The 17,240-nt window shown below is 70.1% G+C and carries 13 protein-coding genes; 5 read left to right on the forward strand and 8 right to left on the reverse strand.

The features are described from left to right. Positions 1 to 99 precede the first annotated feature (99 nt). The 6 genes from rpsG to rpoB all read right to left on the reverse strand — a co-directional run bounded on the left by rpsG (position 100) and on the right by rpoB (position 10,647). Entirely contained in the window at positions 100 to 570 is a 471-nt protein-coding gene (rpsG, locus tag FM112_RS06020) for a 30S ribosomal protein S7 (RefSeq protein ID WP_087005003.1), read from the reverse strand. Next, positions 570 to 941, reverse strand: coding sequence for a 30S ribosomal protein S12 (rpsL, locus tag FM112_RS06025; protein ID WP_026937634.1), 372 nt, complete (start codon positions 939 to 941; stop codon positions 570 to 572). Before rpsL ends, rpsG begins: the two co-directional genes overlap by 1 nt. A 249-nt stretch (positions 942 to 1,190) precedes the next feature. Further along, the gene (locus FM112_RS06030; protein ID WP_087005006.1) at positions 1,191 to 1,649 is read right to left on the reverse strand and encodes a hypothetical protein; all 459 of its coding nucleotides are present in this window, start codon (positions 1,647 to 1,649) and stop codon (positions 1,191 to 1,193) included. A gap of 10 nt (positions 1,650 to 1,659) precedes the next feature. After that, positions 1,660 to 3,081 carry a hypothetical protein gene (locus tag FM112_RS06035; protein ID WP_087005009.1) on the reverse strand — a complete coding sequence of 474 codons (1,422 nt, stop codon included), beginning with the start codon at positions 3,079 to 3,081 and terminating at the stop codon, positions 1,660 to 1,662. Positions 3,082 to 3,217: 136 nt separating this feature from the next. After that, complete coding sequence (gene rpoC / locus FM112_RS06040) at positions 3,218 to 7,102, reverse strand: DNA-directed RNA polymerase subunit beta' (RefSeq protein ID WP_087005012.1); 3,885 nt, start codon at positions 7,100 to 7,102, stop codon at positions 3,218 to 3,220. A gap of 44 nt (positions 7,103 to 7,146) precedes the next feature. Next, positions 7,147 to 10,647 (reverse strand): DNA-directed RNA polymerase subunit beta, encoded by a 3,501-nt coding sequence (gene rpoB / locus FM112_RS06045; protein WP_087005016.1) that lies wholly within the window; start codon positions 10,645 to 10,647, stop codon positions 7,147 to 7,149. Between the two features lie 327 nt (positions 10,648 to 10,974). Between rpoB and FM112_RS06050 the strand changes: the two genes are divergently transcribed. Further along, positions 10,975 to 11,688, forward strand: coding sequence for an MBL fold metallo-hydrolase (locus FM112_RS06050; RefSeq protein WP_087005019.1), 714 nt, complete (start codon positions 10,975 to 10,977; stop codon positions 11,686 to 11,688). 222 nt (positions 11,689 to 11,910) lie between these two features. Here FM112_RS06050 and FM112_RS06055 read toward each other — a convergent pair whose 3' ends face one another. Both FM112_RS06055 and FM112_RS06060 read right to left on the reverse strand, forming a co-directional pair. Further along, on the reverse strand, positions 11,911 to 13,422 hold the full coding sequence (locus FM112_RS06055; protein ID WP_087005023.1) for a catalase: 1,512 nt from the start codon (positions 13,420 to 13,422) through the stop codon (positions 11,911 to 11,913). Positions 13,423 to 13,473: 51 nt separating this feature from the next. Beyond that, on the reverse strand, positions 13,474 to 13,926 hold the full coding sequence (locus FM112_RS06060; protein WP_087005027.1) for a Fur family transcriptional regulator: 453 nt from the start codon (positions 13,924 to 13,926) through the stop codon (positions 13,474 to 13,476). Between the two features lie 110 nt (positions 13,927 to 14,036). Between FM112_RS06060 and FM112_RS06065 the strand changes: the two genes are divergently transcribed. From FM112_RS06065 to FM112_RS06080, 4 genes are all read left to right on the forward strand, one after another. Then, complete coding sequence (locus FM112_RS06065) at positions 14,037 to 14,894, forward strand: spermidine synthase (RefSeq protein WP_087005030.1); 858 nt, start codon at positions 14,037 to 14,039, stop codon at positions 14,892 to 14,894. 168 nt (positions 14,895 to 15,062) lie between these two features. Further along, positions 15,063 to 15,629: a tetratricopeptide repeat protein gene (locus FM112_RS06070; RefSeq protein WP_087005033.1), complete on the forward strand. Its 567-nt coding sequence runs from the start codon at positions 15,063 to 15,065 to the stop codon at positions 15,627 to 15,629. Between the two features lie 8 nt (positions 15,630 to 15,637). After that, the gene (locus tag FM112_RS06075) at positions 15,638 to 16,093 is read left to right on the forward strand and encodes a SprT-like domain-containing protein (RefSeq protein WP_087005037.1); all 456 of its coding nucleotides are present in this window, start codon (positions 15,638 to 15,640) and stop codon (positions 16,091 to 16,093) included. Positions 16,094 to 16,154: 61 nt separating this feature from the next. After that, complete coding sequence (locus FM112_RS06080) at positions 16,155 to 17,234, forward strand: low specificity L-threonine aldolase (RefSeq protein ID WP_087005041.1); 1,080 nt, start codon at positions 16,155 to 16,157, stop codon at positions 17,232 to 17,234. The last annotated feature ends 6 nt before the right edge of the window (positions 17,235 to 17,240 follow it).

Here is a 17,240-nt window from a genome sequence, read left to right on the forward strand (position 1 = left end):
GAGTATGAGTTGCGGTGAAGAGGATGTCGGTCGGTGAGGGCGACGCGGATCACCGGCCAACACGCAGTAGTACACCATCGTGTTGACCGGTGCGGAAAGCTACCAGCGGTAGTGCGCGAAGGCCTTGTTCGACTCGGCCATCTTGTGCATGTCCTCGCGGCGCTTCACGGCCGCGCCGAGACCGTTCGACGCGTCGAGGATCTCGTTGGTGAGACGCTCGGTCATCGACTTCTCGCGACGGGCCTTGGCGTAGTCGGTCAGCCAGCGGAGCGCGAGCGTGTTCGCGCGGATGGGCTTGACCTCGACGGGTACCTGGTAGGTCGAGCCGCCGACACGGCGCGAACGGACCTCGAGGGTGGGGCGGACGTTGTCGAGCGCCTTCTTGAGCACCTGGACGGCGTCCTCGTTGGTCTTCGCCGCGACGTTCTCGAGCGCGCCGTAGACGATGCGCTCGGCGCCCGACTTCTTGCCGTGCATGAGCACCTTGTTGATGAGCTGCGTGACGACGGGCGAGCCGTAGACCGGGTCGACGACGATGGGGCGCTTGGGTGCGGGGCCCTTACGAGGCATTACTTCTCCTTCTTCGCGCCGTAGTGGCTACGGGCCTGCTTGCGGTCCTTGACGGCCTGGGTGTCGAGCGCGCCGCGCACGATGTGGTAGCGCACGCCGGGCAGGTCCTTCACACGGCCGCCGCGGACGAGCACCATCGAGTGCTCCTGGAGGTTGTGCCCCTCGCCGGGGATGTAGGCGGTGACCTCGGTGCCATTCGACAGCTTCACACGGGCGACCTTGCGCAGTGCCGAGTTCGGCTTCTTCGGGGTGGTGGTGTAGACACGGGTGCACACACCGCGCTGCTGCGGGTTCGCCTTCAGGGCGGGCGACTTGGAGCCCGACACCTTGGGCTTGCGGCCCTTGCGGACCAACTGCTGAATCGTTGGCACTTGTTTGCTCTCCTTGTTGTGGTTGCGATGTTCGCGATGCTGCGTTGCGCAGCTCGGCTCGGCCCTGCACCCTGGGTTCTCGCCGGTCACAGCACTCGTGAGGCAAGGGTTCGGGGAACGCCCGCGGCTCGAGGAGGTGACTCCCCGCGCTCCGGCCCACGCAGACTCGCACGAAAGCGACGACCGCGCGCGTTTAGGCACGCCGATAATTGATGTACCGAAACAGCTTACCCATAAGGCAAAATGCGGTCAAGCTCGATCCGAGCCGGGGGTGACGAGCTTCGCCGAGCCGAGAATGCGGTCGAGGTCGGCCGCGATCGCCGGCTCCTGCGTCCTGAGGCAGGTCGCGATCGAGGTGAGCACGAGCGTATCCCCCGCCACGTGCAGCAGCTGCAGCCGGTAGCGGCCCCGGACCGGCCCCTTGCCGTCCTTCACCTCGCTGCGCAGCTCGGCCTGCGGCGGCTCGCCCCCGAGCTCCTCGGCCGCGAGCACCCTGGCGCCGCTCTGCCGCAGCTGCGCGCGGACGATCTCGATCGCCTGCGCCGCGTCGACGGTGCCGGGCCATTTGTCGAGCGTGACGAGCACCTGGGGCGTGAAGCCCCGCGTCGCGACCCGGTGGCGCACTCCCCCGATCGTCCCCGGCCAGTCGAGCGGCTCCCAGCCCTCGGGCAGGTCGAGCTCTGCGCGGACCTGCGGCGCGGCGTTCATGCCCGCTCCCCTACTTCGCGTCGACGGTGGCGGCCGAGTCGAGCGGCTCCTCGGCGAGGGTGTCCGCGACGTGGGCGGCGCTGGCCACCCGCTCCTCCTCGACCCGCCGCTCGTACTCCGAGCGCTCCGCCGCGTTGCGCTTGGCGACGTGGCGCCCGCGGGCGGCGATGAGGCCGCCGATCCAGTTCGCGGACTCGCGCGCGGCGATGAAGGCGATCAGCGCGCCGGGCAGGTGCGCGGTGTCGCGGATCGCGGAGATCACCACCTCGTTCGACCAAGGCCGGCCGTTGACGAGCTCCTGCGCGCCGACCCCGAGGTAGTAGCCGGCGGCGACGAGCACCGCGAGCACGAGGCTGCCGAGGATGTAGGACCACCATCCGGCCCGGTTCGAGATGACCGACCAGAGGATCATGACGACGCCGAAGATCGCCACCGGCACGTAGAAGGCCGCGGTGCCGATGAACTCGAGCCCGCCGGCGAGCAGGTCGACGCCGGGGGTGAAGAACCAGCGGGCCGCGGCGAAGCCCGCGGCGTAGAGGCCCGCGAAGACGATGCTCGCGATGACCGCCATGATCAGGGCGAACACCCGGTTGCCCCGCTTCTGCGGGGGCATGACGAGCCCCTCGGTCGAGGCGTGCTCCTCCTCGACCTCGACGAACGCCCGGGTCTCCTCGGCGTCCTCGGCCTCGTCCTCCTCGCGCAGCGCCTCCGCCTCGGGGAGGACGACGGTCTCGAAGGGCTCGGCGTCCCGCTCCTCCTCCGCCGCCTCGACCGCTTCGGCCTCCTCGGCGGCGGCCTCCTCCTCGGCGGCCCGGCGCTCGGCCTCGGCGGCCTCCTCGGCCGCCTTGCGCCGCGCCTCGAGCATCGCCTCGTCGAGCGGCAGCGAGCGCGAGCGCGCGAGCGCCTCGTCGAGCCTGCTCCGCGAGGGCTGCTCGGCGTCGGGGGAGATGGCCGCGTCCGCCGCGGCATCATCGGCGGGGGCGGCCCCCGCGGCTGCCGCCGCGGTCGTGTCGGTACGGGGCGCTGCGGGGTTCACGTCGTGCTCTGCTTCCTCGGGGTCGGTTGCGGCGGGGCTCGCCGCATCGGCGGCTGCGACGTCCGCGGCCGGGGCGGGTGCCGCAACGGGCTCGTCTGCAACGGACTCGGCCGCGGCGGACTCGGTTCGTCCGGCATCGCTCGCGGGCTCCTCGGCCGCCGCGACATCCGCCGCCGCGGGGGGAGCCGCGATGGGCGCACCCTCCGGCTCCGCGGTCTCCTGCGCCGGCGCCGCCGCGCCATCGGCGTCCCCGCCCTCCGGACGAGCCGTCGCGGGCTCCTCCGGGTGCAGGCTCAACCGGGGGCGCCGGGCCGTCGGCGGCAGCAGCAGCGGGTCGACGGCCGAGCGCGGACCGTCGTCATAGGGCTGCGGGGTCGAGCGGTGCTGGTCATTCATAGCGCCACTGTAACCGCGGTGGGCCGGGCAGCCCCGCGCCCCACGCCGCGGCCCGGCCAGCTATCGGAAAAGGCCCCGGCGGGACTCCTCGGTGCCGAGGAGCCCCGCCGGGGCCTGTTCGCGCGGAAGGGATCCGCTAGTTGTTCTGACCGAAGTCGATGCCGAAGTCCTCACCCTGGGTGAAGCTGTCGTAGTCGACGAACGTGAGCTCCTCGTCGAAGTCCTCGGTGGACTCCACGAACGGGTAGCGCTCGGCGATCGCCTCCTCCGTCGGCTCCACCACCTGGTTCGCGTACACCGGCAGACCGGTGCCCGCGGTGATGAGACGGCCGATGATGACGTTCTCCTTGAGCCCGAGCAGCGGGTCGGTCTTCTGCTCCATGGCCGCCTGCGTGAGCACGCGGGTGGTCTCCTGGAACGAGGCGGCCGACAGCCACGACTCGGTGGCCAGCGAGGCCTTGGTGATGCCCATGACCTCGGGGCGGCCCGACGCGGGGCGACGGCCCTCGGTGACCGCCTGGCGGTTCTGCGCCTGGAAGCGCTGGCGGTCGACGAGCTCGCCCGGCAGCATCTCGGTCTCGCCCGAGTCGTTGATGGTCACCTTGCGGAGCATCTGACGGACGATGACCTCGATGTGCTTGTCGTGGATCGGCACGCCCTGGCTGTTGTAGACCTCCTGCACGCCCTTCACGAGGTACTTCTGGACCGCGGTGGTGCCGAGGACCTCGAGCACCTCCTTCGGGTCGAGCGGACCCTCGATGAGCTGCGTGCCCGGCTCGACGTGCTGGCCGTCCTCGATGAGGAGCTCGGCCCGCTTCGAGACGGGGTAGGTCACGACCTCCTCGTCCTCGGAGTCCGGGGTCAGCACGAGCTTGCGCGAGCGCTCGGTGTCCTGGATCGTGACGCGGCCCGCGACCTTCGCGAGGCTCGCGTGCCCCTTCGGGGTGCGCGCCTCGAAGAGCTCCTGCACTCGCGGGAGACCCTGCGTGATGTCCGCGCCCGAGGCCACACCGCCGGTGTGGAAGGTGCGCATCGTCAGCTGGGTGCCCGGCTCGCCGATCGACTGGGCCGCGATGATGCCCACGGCCTCGCCGAGGTCGGCCAGGTGGCTCGAGGCCATCGAGCGGCCGTAGCACTTCTGGCAGACGCCGACCTGCGACTCGCAGGTGAGCACCGAGCGCACGGTGACGTCGGTGATGCCGGCCTCGAAGAGGCGCTCGATGAGCACGTCGCCCACCGACTCCCCCGCGTGCGCGAGCACCTCGCCCTGCGCGTCCGTGACGTCGGTCGCGAGCGTGCGGGCGTACACCGAGTTCTCGACGTTCTCCGCGAGCTCGACCTCGCCGGCCGCGTTGGTCTGCGCGATCGGGAGCTTGAGGCCGCGACGGGTGCCGCAGTCCTCCTCGCGGATGATGACGTCCTGCGACACGTCCACGAGGCGGCGGGTCAGGTAGCCCGAGTCCGCGGTCTTGAGGGCGGTGTCGGCCAGGCCCTTGCGGGCGCCGTGCGTGGACGAGAAGTACTCGAGCACCGTGAGGCCCTCGCGGTACGAGTGGATGATCGGGCGCGCGATCTTCTCGCCCTTCGGGTTCGCCACGATGCCTCGCATGCCGGCGATCTGCCGCACCTGCAGCCAGTTGCCGTTCGCACCCGCCGTCACCATGCGGTGGATCGAGTTGGTCGAGGGGAACTGCTCGCGGGTGTCGGCCGCCACGCGCTCGGTGGCGTCCTCCCACAGGGCGATGGTCTTCTCGCGGTACTCCTGCTGGGTCGACAGACCCATGGCGTAGTCGTCCCGCAGCTCGGCCACCTTCGCCTCGGTCTCCGAGATGATGGAGTCCTTGGTGTCGGGGATGATCACGTCGGAGGCGGCGATCGAGATGCCCGAGCGCGTGGCCCAGTAGAAGCCCGCGTCCTTGATCCGGTCGAGCGTCGCCGACACCACGTCCTTGTCGTAGCGCTCGGCGAGGTAGTTCACCACGCCCGAGAGCCGGCCCTTGGTCATGGTGTCCTCGAGGTACGGGTAGCCCTCGGGGAGCAGCTCGTTGAACAGCGCGCGGCCCAGCGTGGTCTTCATCGCGTGGGGACGGCCCTCGGCGAAGCCCTCGGGCTCCTCGCCCGCGTGGAACGCCACCTGCTCGAGGCGCACCGTGATGGGCGCGTTGAGGTGCAGCGTGCCCTCGTCCTTGGCCATGATCGCCTCGGAGATCGAGGCGAAGGAGCGACCGGCGCCGACCGCGTCCTCGCGCTCGAAGGTGAGGTGGTACAGGCCCGCGACCATGTCCTGCGAGGGCAGGGTGACGGGGCGGCCGTCCGAGGGCTTGAGGATGTTGTTCGAGGCGAGCATGAGCACGCGGGCCTCGGCCTGCGCCTCGACGCTCAGGGGCAGGTGGACCGCCATCTGGTCGCCGTCGAAGTCGGCGTTGAACGCCGAGCACGCGAGCGGGTGCAGCTGGATGGCCTTGCCCTCGACCAGCAGCGGCTCGAAGGCCTGGATGCCGAGACGGTGCAGGGTGGGCGCGCGGTTGAGCAGCACGGGGCGCTCGCGGATGACCTCTTCCAGCACGTCCCACACCTCGGGCTTCGCGCGCTCGACCGAGCGCTTCGCCGCCTTGATGTTGGACGCGTGGCCCAGGTCGATGAGGCGCTTGATGACGTAGGGCTTGAACAGCTCGAGCGCCATCTGCTTGGGCAGACCGCACTGGTGCATCTCGAGCTGCGGGCCCACGATGATGACCGAGCGGCCCGAGTAGTCCACGCGCTTGCCGAGGAGGTTCTGGCGGAAACGCCCCTGCTTGCCCTTGAGTATGTCGCTCAGGGACTTGAGGGCGCGGTTGCCGGTGCCCGTGACGGGGCGGCCGCGGCGGCCGTTGTCGAACAGCGCGTCGACGGCCTCCTGCAGCATGCGCTTCTCGTTGTTCACGATGATCTCGGGGGCCCCGAGGTCGAGCAGGCGCTGCAGGCGGTTGTTGCGGTTGATCACACGACGGTAGAGGTCGTTGAGGTCGCTCGTCGCGAACCGGCCGCCGTCGAGCTGCACCATCGGGCGGAGCTCGGGCGGGATCACGGGGATCACGTCGAGCACCATGGCCTCGGGCTTGTTCTCGGTCTGCAGGAACGCGTTCACGACCCGCAGGCGCTTGATGGCGCGGATCTTCTTCTGACCCTTGCCGTTCTGGATCTGCTCGCGCAGGAGATCCGCCTCGGCCTCGAGGTCGAAGCCGCGCAGGCGGTTCTGGATCGCCTCCGCGCCCATGTGGGCCTCGAAGTAGTCGCCGTAGCGGTCCTCGAGCTCGGCGTAATCCGCGTCGTCCGGCTTGAGCTCGCCGATCTTCAGGTTCTTGAAGGACTCGAAGACGCGCTCGAGCTGCTCGATGTCGCGGTCGAACTCCTTGCGGATGCGCGCCATCTCCTTCTCGCCCGCATCCTTCGCCTTCTTGAGCTGGTCGGAGGTGGCGTTCTCCTCCTCCAGCGCGGCGAGCTCCTTCTCGAGGGTCGCGAGGCGCTCGTTGATCTGCGAGTCGCGCTGGTTCGCGCGAGTCTGGATCTCGAGGTTCTTCTCCTTCTCGAGGTCGCTCAGGTCGTCGTGACGACCCTCCTCGTCCACCTCGACGACCATGTAGGCCGCGAAGTAGATGACCTTCTCGAGGTCCTTCGGCGCCATGTCGAGCAGGTAGCCGAGGCGCGAGGGGACGCCCTTGAAGTACCAGATGTGGGTCACGGGCGCGGCGAGCTTGATGTGGCCCATGCGCTCGCGGCGCACCGCGGACTTGGTCACCTCGACGCCGCAGCGCTCGCAGATAATGCCCTTGAAGCGCACGCGCTTGTACTTGCCGCACGCGCACTCCCAGTCGCGCGAGGGCCCGAAGATCTGCTCGCCGAACAGGCCGTCCTTCTCGGGCTTGAGCGTCCGGTAGTTGATGGTCTCCGGCTTCTTCACCTCACCGCGGGACCAGGCGAGGATGTCCTCCGACGTCGCCAGCCCGATGCTGAGGCTGTCAAACTTGGTTGCGTCGATCACTGTAAGTTTTCTCCCTAGTTGGAATGCTTCGTATCGGGGGTCGGTCAGATCTCGTCGACCGAGGAAGACTCGAAGCGAGTGGAGATGTTGATGCCGAGCTCTTCGGCGGCGCGGTAGGCGTCGTCGTCGTTCTCCTCGAGGCTGAGCACGTTGCCGTCGGCCGAGAGCACCTCGACGTTCAGGCAGAGCGAGCGCATCTCGCGGACGAGCACTCGGAAGGACTCGGGGATGCCGGCCTTCTGGATGTTCTCGCCCTTGACGATCGACTCGTAGGCCTTGACGCGGCCGACGATGTCGTCGGACTTGATCGTGAGCAGCTCCTGCAGCGTGTAGGCGGCGCCGTAGGCCTCGAGGGCCCACACCTCCATCTCGCCGAAGCGCTGGCCGCCGAACTGCGCCTTACCGCCGAGCGGCTGCTGGGTGATCATCGAGTACGGGCCCGTCGAGCGCGCGTGGATCTTGTCGTCCACGAGGTGGTGCAGCTTGAGCATGTACATGTAGCCCACCGAGATCGGGTCCGGGAAGGGCTCGCCGGAACGGCCGTCGAAGAGCTCCGTCTTGCCGCTCTCGCCGATCAGGCGCTCGCCGTCGCGGTTCGGGCGGGTGGACGCGAGCAGGCCGCGCAGCTCGTCCTGGGTCGCGCCGTCGAAGACGGGGGTCGCGACCTTGGTGCCGGGCTCGACGTGGAAGGCCTCCTCGGGGAGCTCGTTGGCCCACTCGGGGGCGCCGTCGACGTCCCAGCCCTGCGATGCCGCCCAGCCGAGGTGCGTCTCGAGCACCTGGCCGAGGTTCATGCGCTTCGGGATGCCCAGCGGGTTCAGGATGATGTCCACCGGGGTGCCGTCGGCGAGGAACGGCATGTCCTCCTCCGGCAGGATCTTCGCGATGACGCCCTTGTTGCCGTGACGGCCGGCCATCTTGTCGCCCTCGGTGATCTTGCGCTTCTGGGCGATGTACACGACCACGCGCTGGTTGACGCCCGAGCCGAGCTCGTCGTCGCCGGCCTCGACGTCGAACACCTTCACGCCGATGACGGTGCCGTTCTGGCCGTGGGGCACCTTGAGGGAGGTGTCGCGCACCTCACGGCTCTTCTCGTTGAAGATCGCGCGGAGCAGGCGCTCCTCGGCGCTCAGCTCGGTCTCGCCCTTCGGCGTGACCTTGCCGACGAGGATGTCGCCGGGGTGCACCTCGGCGCCGACGCGGATGATGCCGCGCTCGTCGAGGTCCTTGAGCATCTCCTGCGAGACGTTCGGCAGGTCGGAGGTGATCTCCTCCTTGCCGAGCTTGGTGTCGCGGGCGTCGACCTCGTACTCCTCGATGTGGATCGAGGAGAGGACGTCGTCGCGCACGAGGTTCTGCGAGATGATGATCGCGTCCTCGAAGTTGTGGCCCTCCCACGGCATGAACGCCACGAGGAGGTTCTTGCCCAGCGCGAGCTCGCCGTTGTCGGTCGACGGGCCGTCGGCGATGACCTCGCCGACCTCGATCCGGTCGCCCGCCTTGACGATCGCGCGGTGGTTGTAGCAGGTGCCCGCGTTCGAGCGCTCGAACTTGCGGAGGAAGTACGACTCCGAGCCGCCCTCGTCCGTCTGCACGACGACCTGGTCGGCCGAGACCGAGGTGACCACGCCGGCGTTGACCGCGGTGACCACGTCGCCCGCGTCGATCGCGCTGTAGCTCTCCATGCCCGTGCCGACGATCGGCGAGGAGGCGCGGAGCAGCGGCACGGCCTGGCGCTGCATGTTCGCGCCCATGAGGGCGCGGTTCGCGTCGTCGTGCTCGAGGAACGGGATGAGCGAGGTGCCGACCGACACCATCTGGCGCGGCGAGACGTCCATGTAGTCGACCTCGTCGCCGGGCACGAGCTCGACCTCGCCGCCCTTGAGGCGGACGAGCACGTTCTCCTCGATGAAGCGGTTGTCGCCGTCGAGCTGCGCGTTGGCCTGGGCCACGACGAACTCGTCCTCCTCGGCGGCGCTGAGGTAGTCGACCTCGTCGGTGACCACGCCGTCGCGCACGCGGCGGTACGGGGTCTCGATGAAGCCGAAGGAGTTGATGCGCGCGAAGGTCGCGAGCGAGCCGATCAGGCCGATGTTCGGGCCTTCCGGCGTCTCGATCGGGCACATGCGGCCGTAGTGCGAGGGGTGCACGTCGCGGACCTCGACGCCCGCGCGCTCGCGGCTGAGGCCGCCGGGGCCCAGGGCCGAGAGGCGGCGCTTGTGGGTGATGCCCGCGAGCGGGTTGTTCTGGTCCATGAACTGCGACAGCTGCGAGGTTCCGAAGAACTCCTTGATCGCGGCGACGACCGGGCGCACGTTGATGAGCGACTGCGGGGTGATCGAGTCGATCTCCTGCGTGGTCATGCGCTCGCGCACGACGCGCTCCATGCGGCTGAGGCCGGTGCGCACCTGGTTCTGGATCAGCTCGCCCACCGCGCGGATGCGGCGGTTGCCGAAGTGGTCGATGTCGTCGGTCTCGACGGGGATGTCGACGAGCTCGCCGCCGTTGCGGGTGCCCTCGATCGTCTCGTCGCCGCGCTGCAGCGCCACGAGGTAGCGGATGATCGCGACGATGTCCTCGGTGGACAGCACCGAGTCGCTGATCGGCGCCTCGAGGCCGAGCTTGCGGTTGAGCTTGTAGCGGCCGACCTTGGCGAGGTCGTAGCGCTTGCGGTTGAAGTAGAAGTTGTCCAGCAGCGCGCGCGCCGCCTCCGAGGCGACCTGCTCGCCGGGGCGGATCTTGCGGTAGATGTCGCGCAGGGCCTCTTCCTGCGTCTGGATCTTCGGGTCGTCCTTCGCGAGGGTCTCGAGGATGGTCTCGAAGCCGGCGAAGTCGGCGCGGATGTCCTCCTCGGTGAGGCCGATGGCGCGGAGGAACACCGTGACCGACTGCTTGCGCTTGCGGTCGATGCGGACGCCGACGTTGCCCTTCTTGTCGACCTCGAACTCGAGCCATGCGCCGCGCTGCGGGATGACGCGGGCCGAGTAGACGTCCTGGTCGGAGTTCTTCTCGGGGGTGCGCTCGAAGTACACGCCGGGGCTGCGCACGAGCTGCGACACGACGACGCGCTCGGTGCCGTTGATGATGAACGTGCCCTTGTCGGTCATGAGCGGGAAGTCGCCCATGAAGACCGTCTGGGTCTTGATCTCGCCGGTCTCGAAGCGCATGAACTCGGCCTCGACGTAAAGCGGCGCCGAGTAGGTCTTGCCCCGCTCCTTGCACTCGTCGATCGAGTACTTCTCGGGCTCGAGGTAGGGGTTGCGGAACGCAAGCTGCATGGCCCCCGCGTTGTCCTCGATCGGGGAGATCTCCTCGAAGACCTCCTCCAGCCCCGAGATGCGGGCGATGTTGTCACCACCGCTGGTGGCCTCCTGGTAGGCCAGACGGGCCTTCCAGTGTTCGTTGCCGACGAGCCAATCGAACGAATCGGTCTGCAGTGACAGCAGATCGGGGACCTCGAGCGTGTCCTTGATCTGTGCAAACGACAGCCGGTGCGCGTTCCGACCCGACTTCGGCATGGGAGTTGCGTTGCTCGCAGCAGCCAAAAGAAATACCTCCACGCATCCCGCGGCGAACGGGACGCTCAATGCATATGGTCGTGGGGAAGGCCCCGCCGCCCGATGGAAATCCCCCGTTCCGAGTCTCGGAGCGTGTAAACTCTGAGCTGCTGCCCAGGCTCGCACCTCGATGACGAGGAACGGGAGCTCTCGGAAGCCACGGCGCGAAGTGCGCGGATGGGGTCGAGAGCTGCTGAACGGGGATCCACCAAGCCGACCGCAATATGAAGGCATGGAGCGACGAAGCGCAATGATCCACTATAGGGGCTGTTCGCGCGCATGTCTATACCTCAGATTCCGCGTACCCTCAACCGCATGACCCATCCATTCGCCCCGCACATCGACGGATTCGGCGCGGTCGAGCTGCACTACGCCGAACTCAACGACTTCGAGAACAACTGCTACATCGTGGTGGACACCGCGACGGGCGCCGCGCTCGTCGTCGACGCGGCCGACGCCGCGCCGCGCGTGCTCGAGCTCCTCGACATCGCCCGCGCCCGCGCGGCCGAGGCGGGCCGGGCGCCCGTCGAGCCGATCGGCATCCTCACGACGCACCGCCACGCCGACCACTGGCAGGCCCTCGCCGAGGTCCGGGACGCCCTCGGCGTGCCGACCCTCGCCGGCGCCGCGGACGCGCCGGGCATCCCGGTGCCGACCGATCGGCCCCTCGAGCACGGCGACGTGATCCGCGTCGGCGGGCTGCGCGTCGAGGCCATCGGGCTGCGAGGCCACACCGAGGGCTCGATCGCCCTCGCCGTCGTCGAACCGGGCGAGGCCCCTCGGCTCATCACCGGCGACTCGCTGTTCCCCGGCGGCATCGGCAACACGCAGGGCGATCCCGAGCGCACCGAGCGGCTGCTCGCAGACGTGGTGGAGCGGCTGTTCCGCCGCTACCCCGACGAGACGGTGTTCTACCCGGGCCACGGCCTGCCGTCCACGCTCGGCAGGGAGCGCGGCTTCCTGAACCGCTGGCGCATCGAGGCGGGCCTCCCGCCGCAGAACCCCGCCGCCGACGCCCACCGCCCCTGACCCGCGCCGCCCTGCCCTGCCCCGCCCCACGGAATTTTGGCGGGGAGGCGCCGGCTCGAACGGCGCCAGTCGACGTCCGGGCGCCAGCTTCGCGCTCAGATGCACGGGGACGCCAAGATTCGGTGGAGCGGCATCGGCACTAAGGAGGTGCCGAGACCCCCGGAAACGGCGGCGTCCCCGCGCTCCGGAGGAGTGCGGGGACGCCGGGCGGAAGACCGCGGGTTACGGGTTGGCGGGGTCGCCGCCGGGGATCTCGCCGGCCTCGGCGCGCCCCTCGAGCACCGTCTTCTGGATGCGGTCGCCGCACTCGGCGTCCACGTTCTTCCAGTACTGGAAGGCGCGCGAGAGCACGGGCTCCTCGACGGTCGCGAGCGAGCCGGCGACGGTCTCGACGAACTGCGCGCGCTGCTCGTCGTTCCACACCTCGCGGACGAGCTTGCCGGGCTGGCCGAAGTCGTCGTCCTCGGGGTGCAGGGCGTAGGCGCTGCGCACGAGGTCGCCGTCCGAGGTCCAGTTGTTCTCGACCTTGCCGGTCTCGTCCGAGTGCGGGCGCTCGTAGGAGTTCGGCGCGTACACGGGGGCGCTGCCCGAGTGGTCGAAGCGCATGTTGCCGTCGAAGGTGTAGCTGTTCGTCTTCACGATCGGACGGTTCACCGGCAGCTGCGCGAAGTTCGTGCCGATGCGGTAGCGGTGCGCGTCGGCGTAGCCGTACATGCGGCCCATGAGCATCTTGTCGGGCGAGATGCCGGTGCCGGGCACGTAGTTCGAGGGCGCGAAGGCGGCCTGCTCGATCTGCGCGAAGAAGTTCTCCGGGTTCTCGTTGAGCGTGAGCCGGCCGACGGTGTGCAGCGGGTAGTCCGAGTGCGGCCACACCTTCGTGAGGTCGAACGGGTTGTAGCGGTACTGCTTCGCGTCCTCGTAGGGCATGACCTGCACCTTGAGGGTCCACGACGGGTGCTCGCCGCGCTCGATCGCGTCGAAGAGGTCGCGGCGGTGGAAGTCCGCGTCCTCGCCCGCGAGGCGCTCGGCCTCCTCGTTGGAGATGGTGTGGACGCCCTGCTCCGAGATCCAGTGGTACTTGACCCAGAAGATCTCGCCGGCCTCGTTGATCCACGAGTAGGTGTGCGAGGAGTAGCCGTTCATCTCGCGCCACGAGCGGGGCAGGCCGCGGTCGCCCATGAGGTAGGTCACCTGGTGCGCCGACTCGGGGTTGTTGGTCCAGAAGTCGTACTGCATGGTGTTGTTGCGCAGGCCCGAGTCGGGCAGGCGCTTCTGCGAGCGGATGAAGTGCGGGAACTTCATCGGGTCGCGCAGGAAGAACACCGGGGTGTTGTTGCCGACGATGTCGAGGTTGCCCTCTTCGGTGTAGAACTTCAGCGCGAAGCCGCGCACGTCGCGCCAGGTGTCGGGCGAGCCCTGCTCGCCGGCCACGGTGGAGAAGCGCAGGAGCGAACGGGTCTTGGACCCCTTCTGGAAGACCTTGGCGCGCGTCCACTGCGAGACGTCCTCGGTGATCTCGAGCTCGCCGAAGGCGCCGGCGCCCTTGGCGTGGGGGTTGCGCTCCGGCACGCGCTCGCGGTTGAACGCCGAGAGCGTCTCGACGAGCTGCACGTCGTGCAGCACGATCGGGCCGTTCGAGCCGACGGTCAGGGAGTTGCGGTCGCTCTCCGCGGGGGCGCCGTTCTGCCGGGTCGACGGCAGCGTCGGGTCGATGTTGGTCTCAAACTGAGTCACGGTCTCTCCTCGTGGTGTGTTTGATGGTCAGGGGGTCGGCATCTCGCGCGGTCAGGACTGCGCCACCAGCGCATCGGCCCGGGCCAGGCACTCCGGGCAGGTGCCGCGGTAGGTGACCTCGGCGACCCGCACCGAGAAGCCCGCATCGTGCGAGGGGGCGAGGCAGGGCGCCTCCCCCACGGCGCAGTCGACGTCGACGATCGCGCCGCACTCGTCGCAGATGAGGTGGTGGTGGTTGTCCTCCGTGCGGGTCTCGTAGCGGGCGGGCGACCCCGGGGGGTCGAGCCTGCGGATGAGCCCGTGCTCGACGAAGTCGCCGAGACTCACGTAGATGGCCTGCTTGGTGATGCTCGGCACCGTCTGCGCGGTGCGGGCATAGACCTCGTCGGCCGAGGCGTGCGGATGCGCGTCCAGCGCATCGAGCACGGCCAGCCGGCGCGACGTGACGCGCAGACCGGCCGCCCGGAGGCGTTCGGTCCACGTGGGTGCGTCGTGTGCGGTCATGCCTCCGATCCTAGCGTTGATTTGAATAGATCAAAAGACTGTTTTGATCTATTCAAATCAGTGCACCCGGTCCGGGCGCCCCGGGGCCGTTCGGTGGCAGGATGGTGCGCATGGCCAGGAAGCGACAGGACTCCGACCTCACCGTGACGCTCGCCTCCGGCCGGCGCGCCCAGGCCGCGAGGGACGGCTCGCGCATCACGCTCCTCGTGGACGGCACCCCGCAGTCCGAGGTGGACCTCGACGACCCCGAGTCCCTCGCGTTCGCCTACGTGCGCCACATGGGGCACGTGCTCGACCTCGCGTTCCCCGAGGGCCGGCGCATCACCGCGCTGCACCTCGGCGCGGGCGCGCTCACCCTCCCCCGCTTCATCGAGCACCGGCGCCCCGGATCCCGCCAGCAGGTGATCGAGCTCGAGCAGGACCTCGTGGAGTTCGTGCGCGCCGTCGCGCCGCTGCCGCAGCACGCCTCCATCCGCATGCGCTACGGCGACGCCCGCGCCCAGCTCGACCGGCTCCCCCGCGGGCTCCGCGGCACGGTGGACGCGCTCGTCGTGGACGTGTTCTCGGGCGCGCAGACCCCCGGCCACGTCACCACGCTCGAGTTCTTCGAGGCGCTGCGCGAGTTCCTGCAGCCCGAGGGCGTGCTGCTGGTCAACATCGCCGACGGCCACGACCTCCGCTTCGCGCGCGGCGAGATCGCGACCATCCGCGAGGCGATCGGCCCCGCGCTGCTCATCGCCGACCCGGCCGTGTTCAAGGGGCGCAGGTTCGGGAACATCGTCGCCGCCGCCTCCCCCGCGGGCCTCGACCTGCCCGGCCTGGCCCGGCTCGTAGCGAGCGGCTTCCCGCCCGCGAGCGTCCACGACGACGTCCGCGCGGAGCGCTGGCTCGGCGGCGCGGCGCCGGTGCGAGATGCCGACGCGACGGATTCGCCGCTGCCGGGCGACGTCTTCGGCGACCGCTCCTGACCCCGCCCCGCGCGGGGCCCGGGGTGTGCCCACGGCGGGTGGGAACGTCGCGGGGTCTGACCCCGTCCCGCGCCGGGCGCGGCCCCTCCCCCGCCGGAACCGACGGGATCCGTGCCACCCCGCGCGCATTGCGGGATTTCCGCACCCCGAATCGCTACCCTCGGTCTCGTGTCTGATTCCCCGATCATCCTTGGCTACGACCCCGAGACGCTGCGCGAGCGCATCGACGCGGATGCGGCTGCCACGCGCCTCGAGGAAATCGGCAAGTTCCGCTCGCTGCCCGCGCTGAACGAGCAGGTGGCGCTCCTGCGCATGCTCGGCCGCCTGGACGAGGCCTTCGAGAAGGCGCAGGCCGCCTGCCGCCAGTCCCGCTTCACCGGCTCGCGCGAGGACTCGCTCGCGGCGCGCGTGCGCCGCGCGCAGGTCGAGCAGTTCCGCGGCAAGCTCGACGTCGCGCTCAACGAGCTCACGAGCTGCGTGGACGAGGCCGCGGCCCACGACTGGAGCGCGCTCGCGGGCTTCGCGCTGCAGCACCGGGGCAAGGTCTACCACGACCTCGGCCGCTTCGAGGAGGCCCTCGCCGACTTCGAGCGCGCGCTCAAGTACCGCGAGACCGACGGCACCCCGCAGGACCAGCTCGAATCCACGAAGTTCGCGATCAAGGTCATGCGGGCCAAGCTCGAGGGCGCCGCGCCCGAGTCCTTCGACGAGCCCATCCGCTCGATCGACAACTAGCGCCGCCCGTGGCGGATCTCGAGCGGGTGCGGGCGCTCGCGGAGCGGCTCATCGCCGAGCACCTCGACGACTCCTGGTCCTTCGACTACGACCGCGCCAAGACGCGCGCGGGGATGTGCGACTACGCCCGACGCCGCATCACGGTCTCGCGCTACCTCACCGCCATGGAGCCCGAGGAGCAGGTGCGGCAGACGCTGCTCCACGAGCTCGGGCACGCCCTCGCGGGGCCCGGGGCGGGGCACGGCCCCGAGTGGCGGCGCATCGCCGCGGAGCTCGGCTACGTCGGCGGCCGCACCCACGACGGCCGCGTCGCGAGCGAGTACGCGCGCTGGATCGGCACCTGCCCGAACGAGCACCGCATCTACCGCTTCCGCCGCCCCGGGCAGCGCGCGATGTCCTGCGCGCGCTGCTCCCGCGGCTTCGACCGCCGCTTCCTCATCCGCTGGAGCGAGCGCGAGCGCTGACCTCGGCGCGGCGCGGCGATAGGATCGCCAGGTCAGTCCCCGCCCGCATCGAAGGAGCCGCGTGAGCGCACCACAGCAGACCCCGACGCCGCTGCACGACCCCGAGCGCATCCATTTCGGCTCGGACAACTACGCCGGCGCGCATCCCCTCGTGCTCGAGGCGCTGGCCCGCGCCAACGGCGGCCACGTCCCCGGCTACGGCGGCGACCCGTACACGGAGCGGCTGCGCGAGCTGGTGCGCGAGCGCTTCGGCGAGCGGGCCGAGGTGTTCCCGGTGTTCAACGGCACGGGCGCGAACGTCGTGGCGCTCCAGGCCCTGACGCCCCGCTGGGGCGGGGTGCTCGCCGCCGCGAGCGCGCACATCAACACCGACGAGCAGGGCGCGCCCGAGCGCGTCGGCGGGCTGAAGATCCTCGGGCTGCCCACGGAGACCGGGAGGCTCGAGCCCGAGCAGGTCGCCGGGGCGGCCGCGGCCGCCGACCCGGACGATCCGCACCGCGCGTATCCGCACGTGCTCTCCTTCTCGAACTCCACCGAGTTCGGCACCGTGTACTCCGCCGAGCAGGCCCGCGCGCTCGTCGCCGCCGCGAAGGAGGCGGGCATGCTCGTGCACCTCGACGGCTCGCGCATCGCGAACGCCGCGGCCGCGAACGGCCTCGGCCTGGCGGAGGCCGTCGAAGGCGCCGACGTCGTCTCACTGGGCGGCACGAAGAACGGCGGGCTCATCGCCGAGGCGGTCGTGGTGCGGGAGCCGGATGCCGTGCGCGGCGTCGAGCACATCCGCAAGTTCTCGATGCAGCTCGCCTCGAAGCAGCGGTTCATCGCGGCGCAGCTGCTCGCCCTGTACGAGGGCGACCTGTGGCTCGAGAACGCCCGGCACGCGAATCGCCAGGCGCGGCGGCTCGCGGAGGCGCTGCGCGGGGCCCCGGGCTGCGAGGTGCCGCTGCCGGTCGAGGCGAACGCGGTCTTCGCGCGGCTCGAGCCGGGGGTGGCCGACGCCGTCCGGGCCCGGGGCATCGGCTTCTACGACTGGCCGGCGCTGCCCGGCGTCGTGCGGCTCATGACCGCGTGGGACACGCCGGACTCCGCGATCGAGCGGCTGGTCGAGGAGATCGGCCGGGCGCGCGCGGCCCGCCGATAGGGCGCG

It is taken from the genome of Gulosibacter sp. 10, from assembly GCF_900163695.1.
Classification (GTDB): domain Bacteria; phylum Actinomycetota; class Actinomycetes; order Actinomycetales; family Microbacteriaceae; genus Gulosibacter.

Coding starts and splice junctions, on each gene's coding strand:
- FM112_RS06065 (WP_087005030.1), top strand. CDS start 14,037: ATGGCCAGGAAGCGACAGGACTCCGACCTCACCGTGACGCTCGCCTCC.
- FM112_RS06030 (WP_087005006.1), bottom strand. CDS start 1,649: ATGAACGCCGCGCCGCAGGTCCGCGCAGAGCTCGACCTGCCCGAGGGC.
- FM112_RS06060 (WP_087005027.1), bottom strand. CDS start 13,926: ATGACCGCACACGACGCACCCACGTGGACCGAACGCCTCCGGGCGGCC.
- FM112_RS06050 (WP_087005019.1), top strand. CDS start 10,975: ATGACCCATCCATTCGCCCCGCACATCGACGGATTCGGCGCGGTCGAG.
- rpsG (WP_087005003.1), bottom strand. CDS start 570: ATGCCTCGTAAGGGCCCCGCACCCAAGCGCCCCATCGTCGTCGACCCG.
- FM112_RS06035 (WP_087005009.1), bottom strand. CDS start 3,081: ATGAATGACCAGCACCGCTCGACCCCGCAGCCCTATGACGACGGTCCG.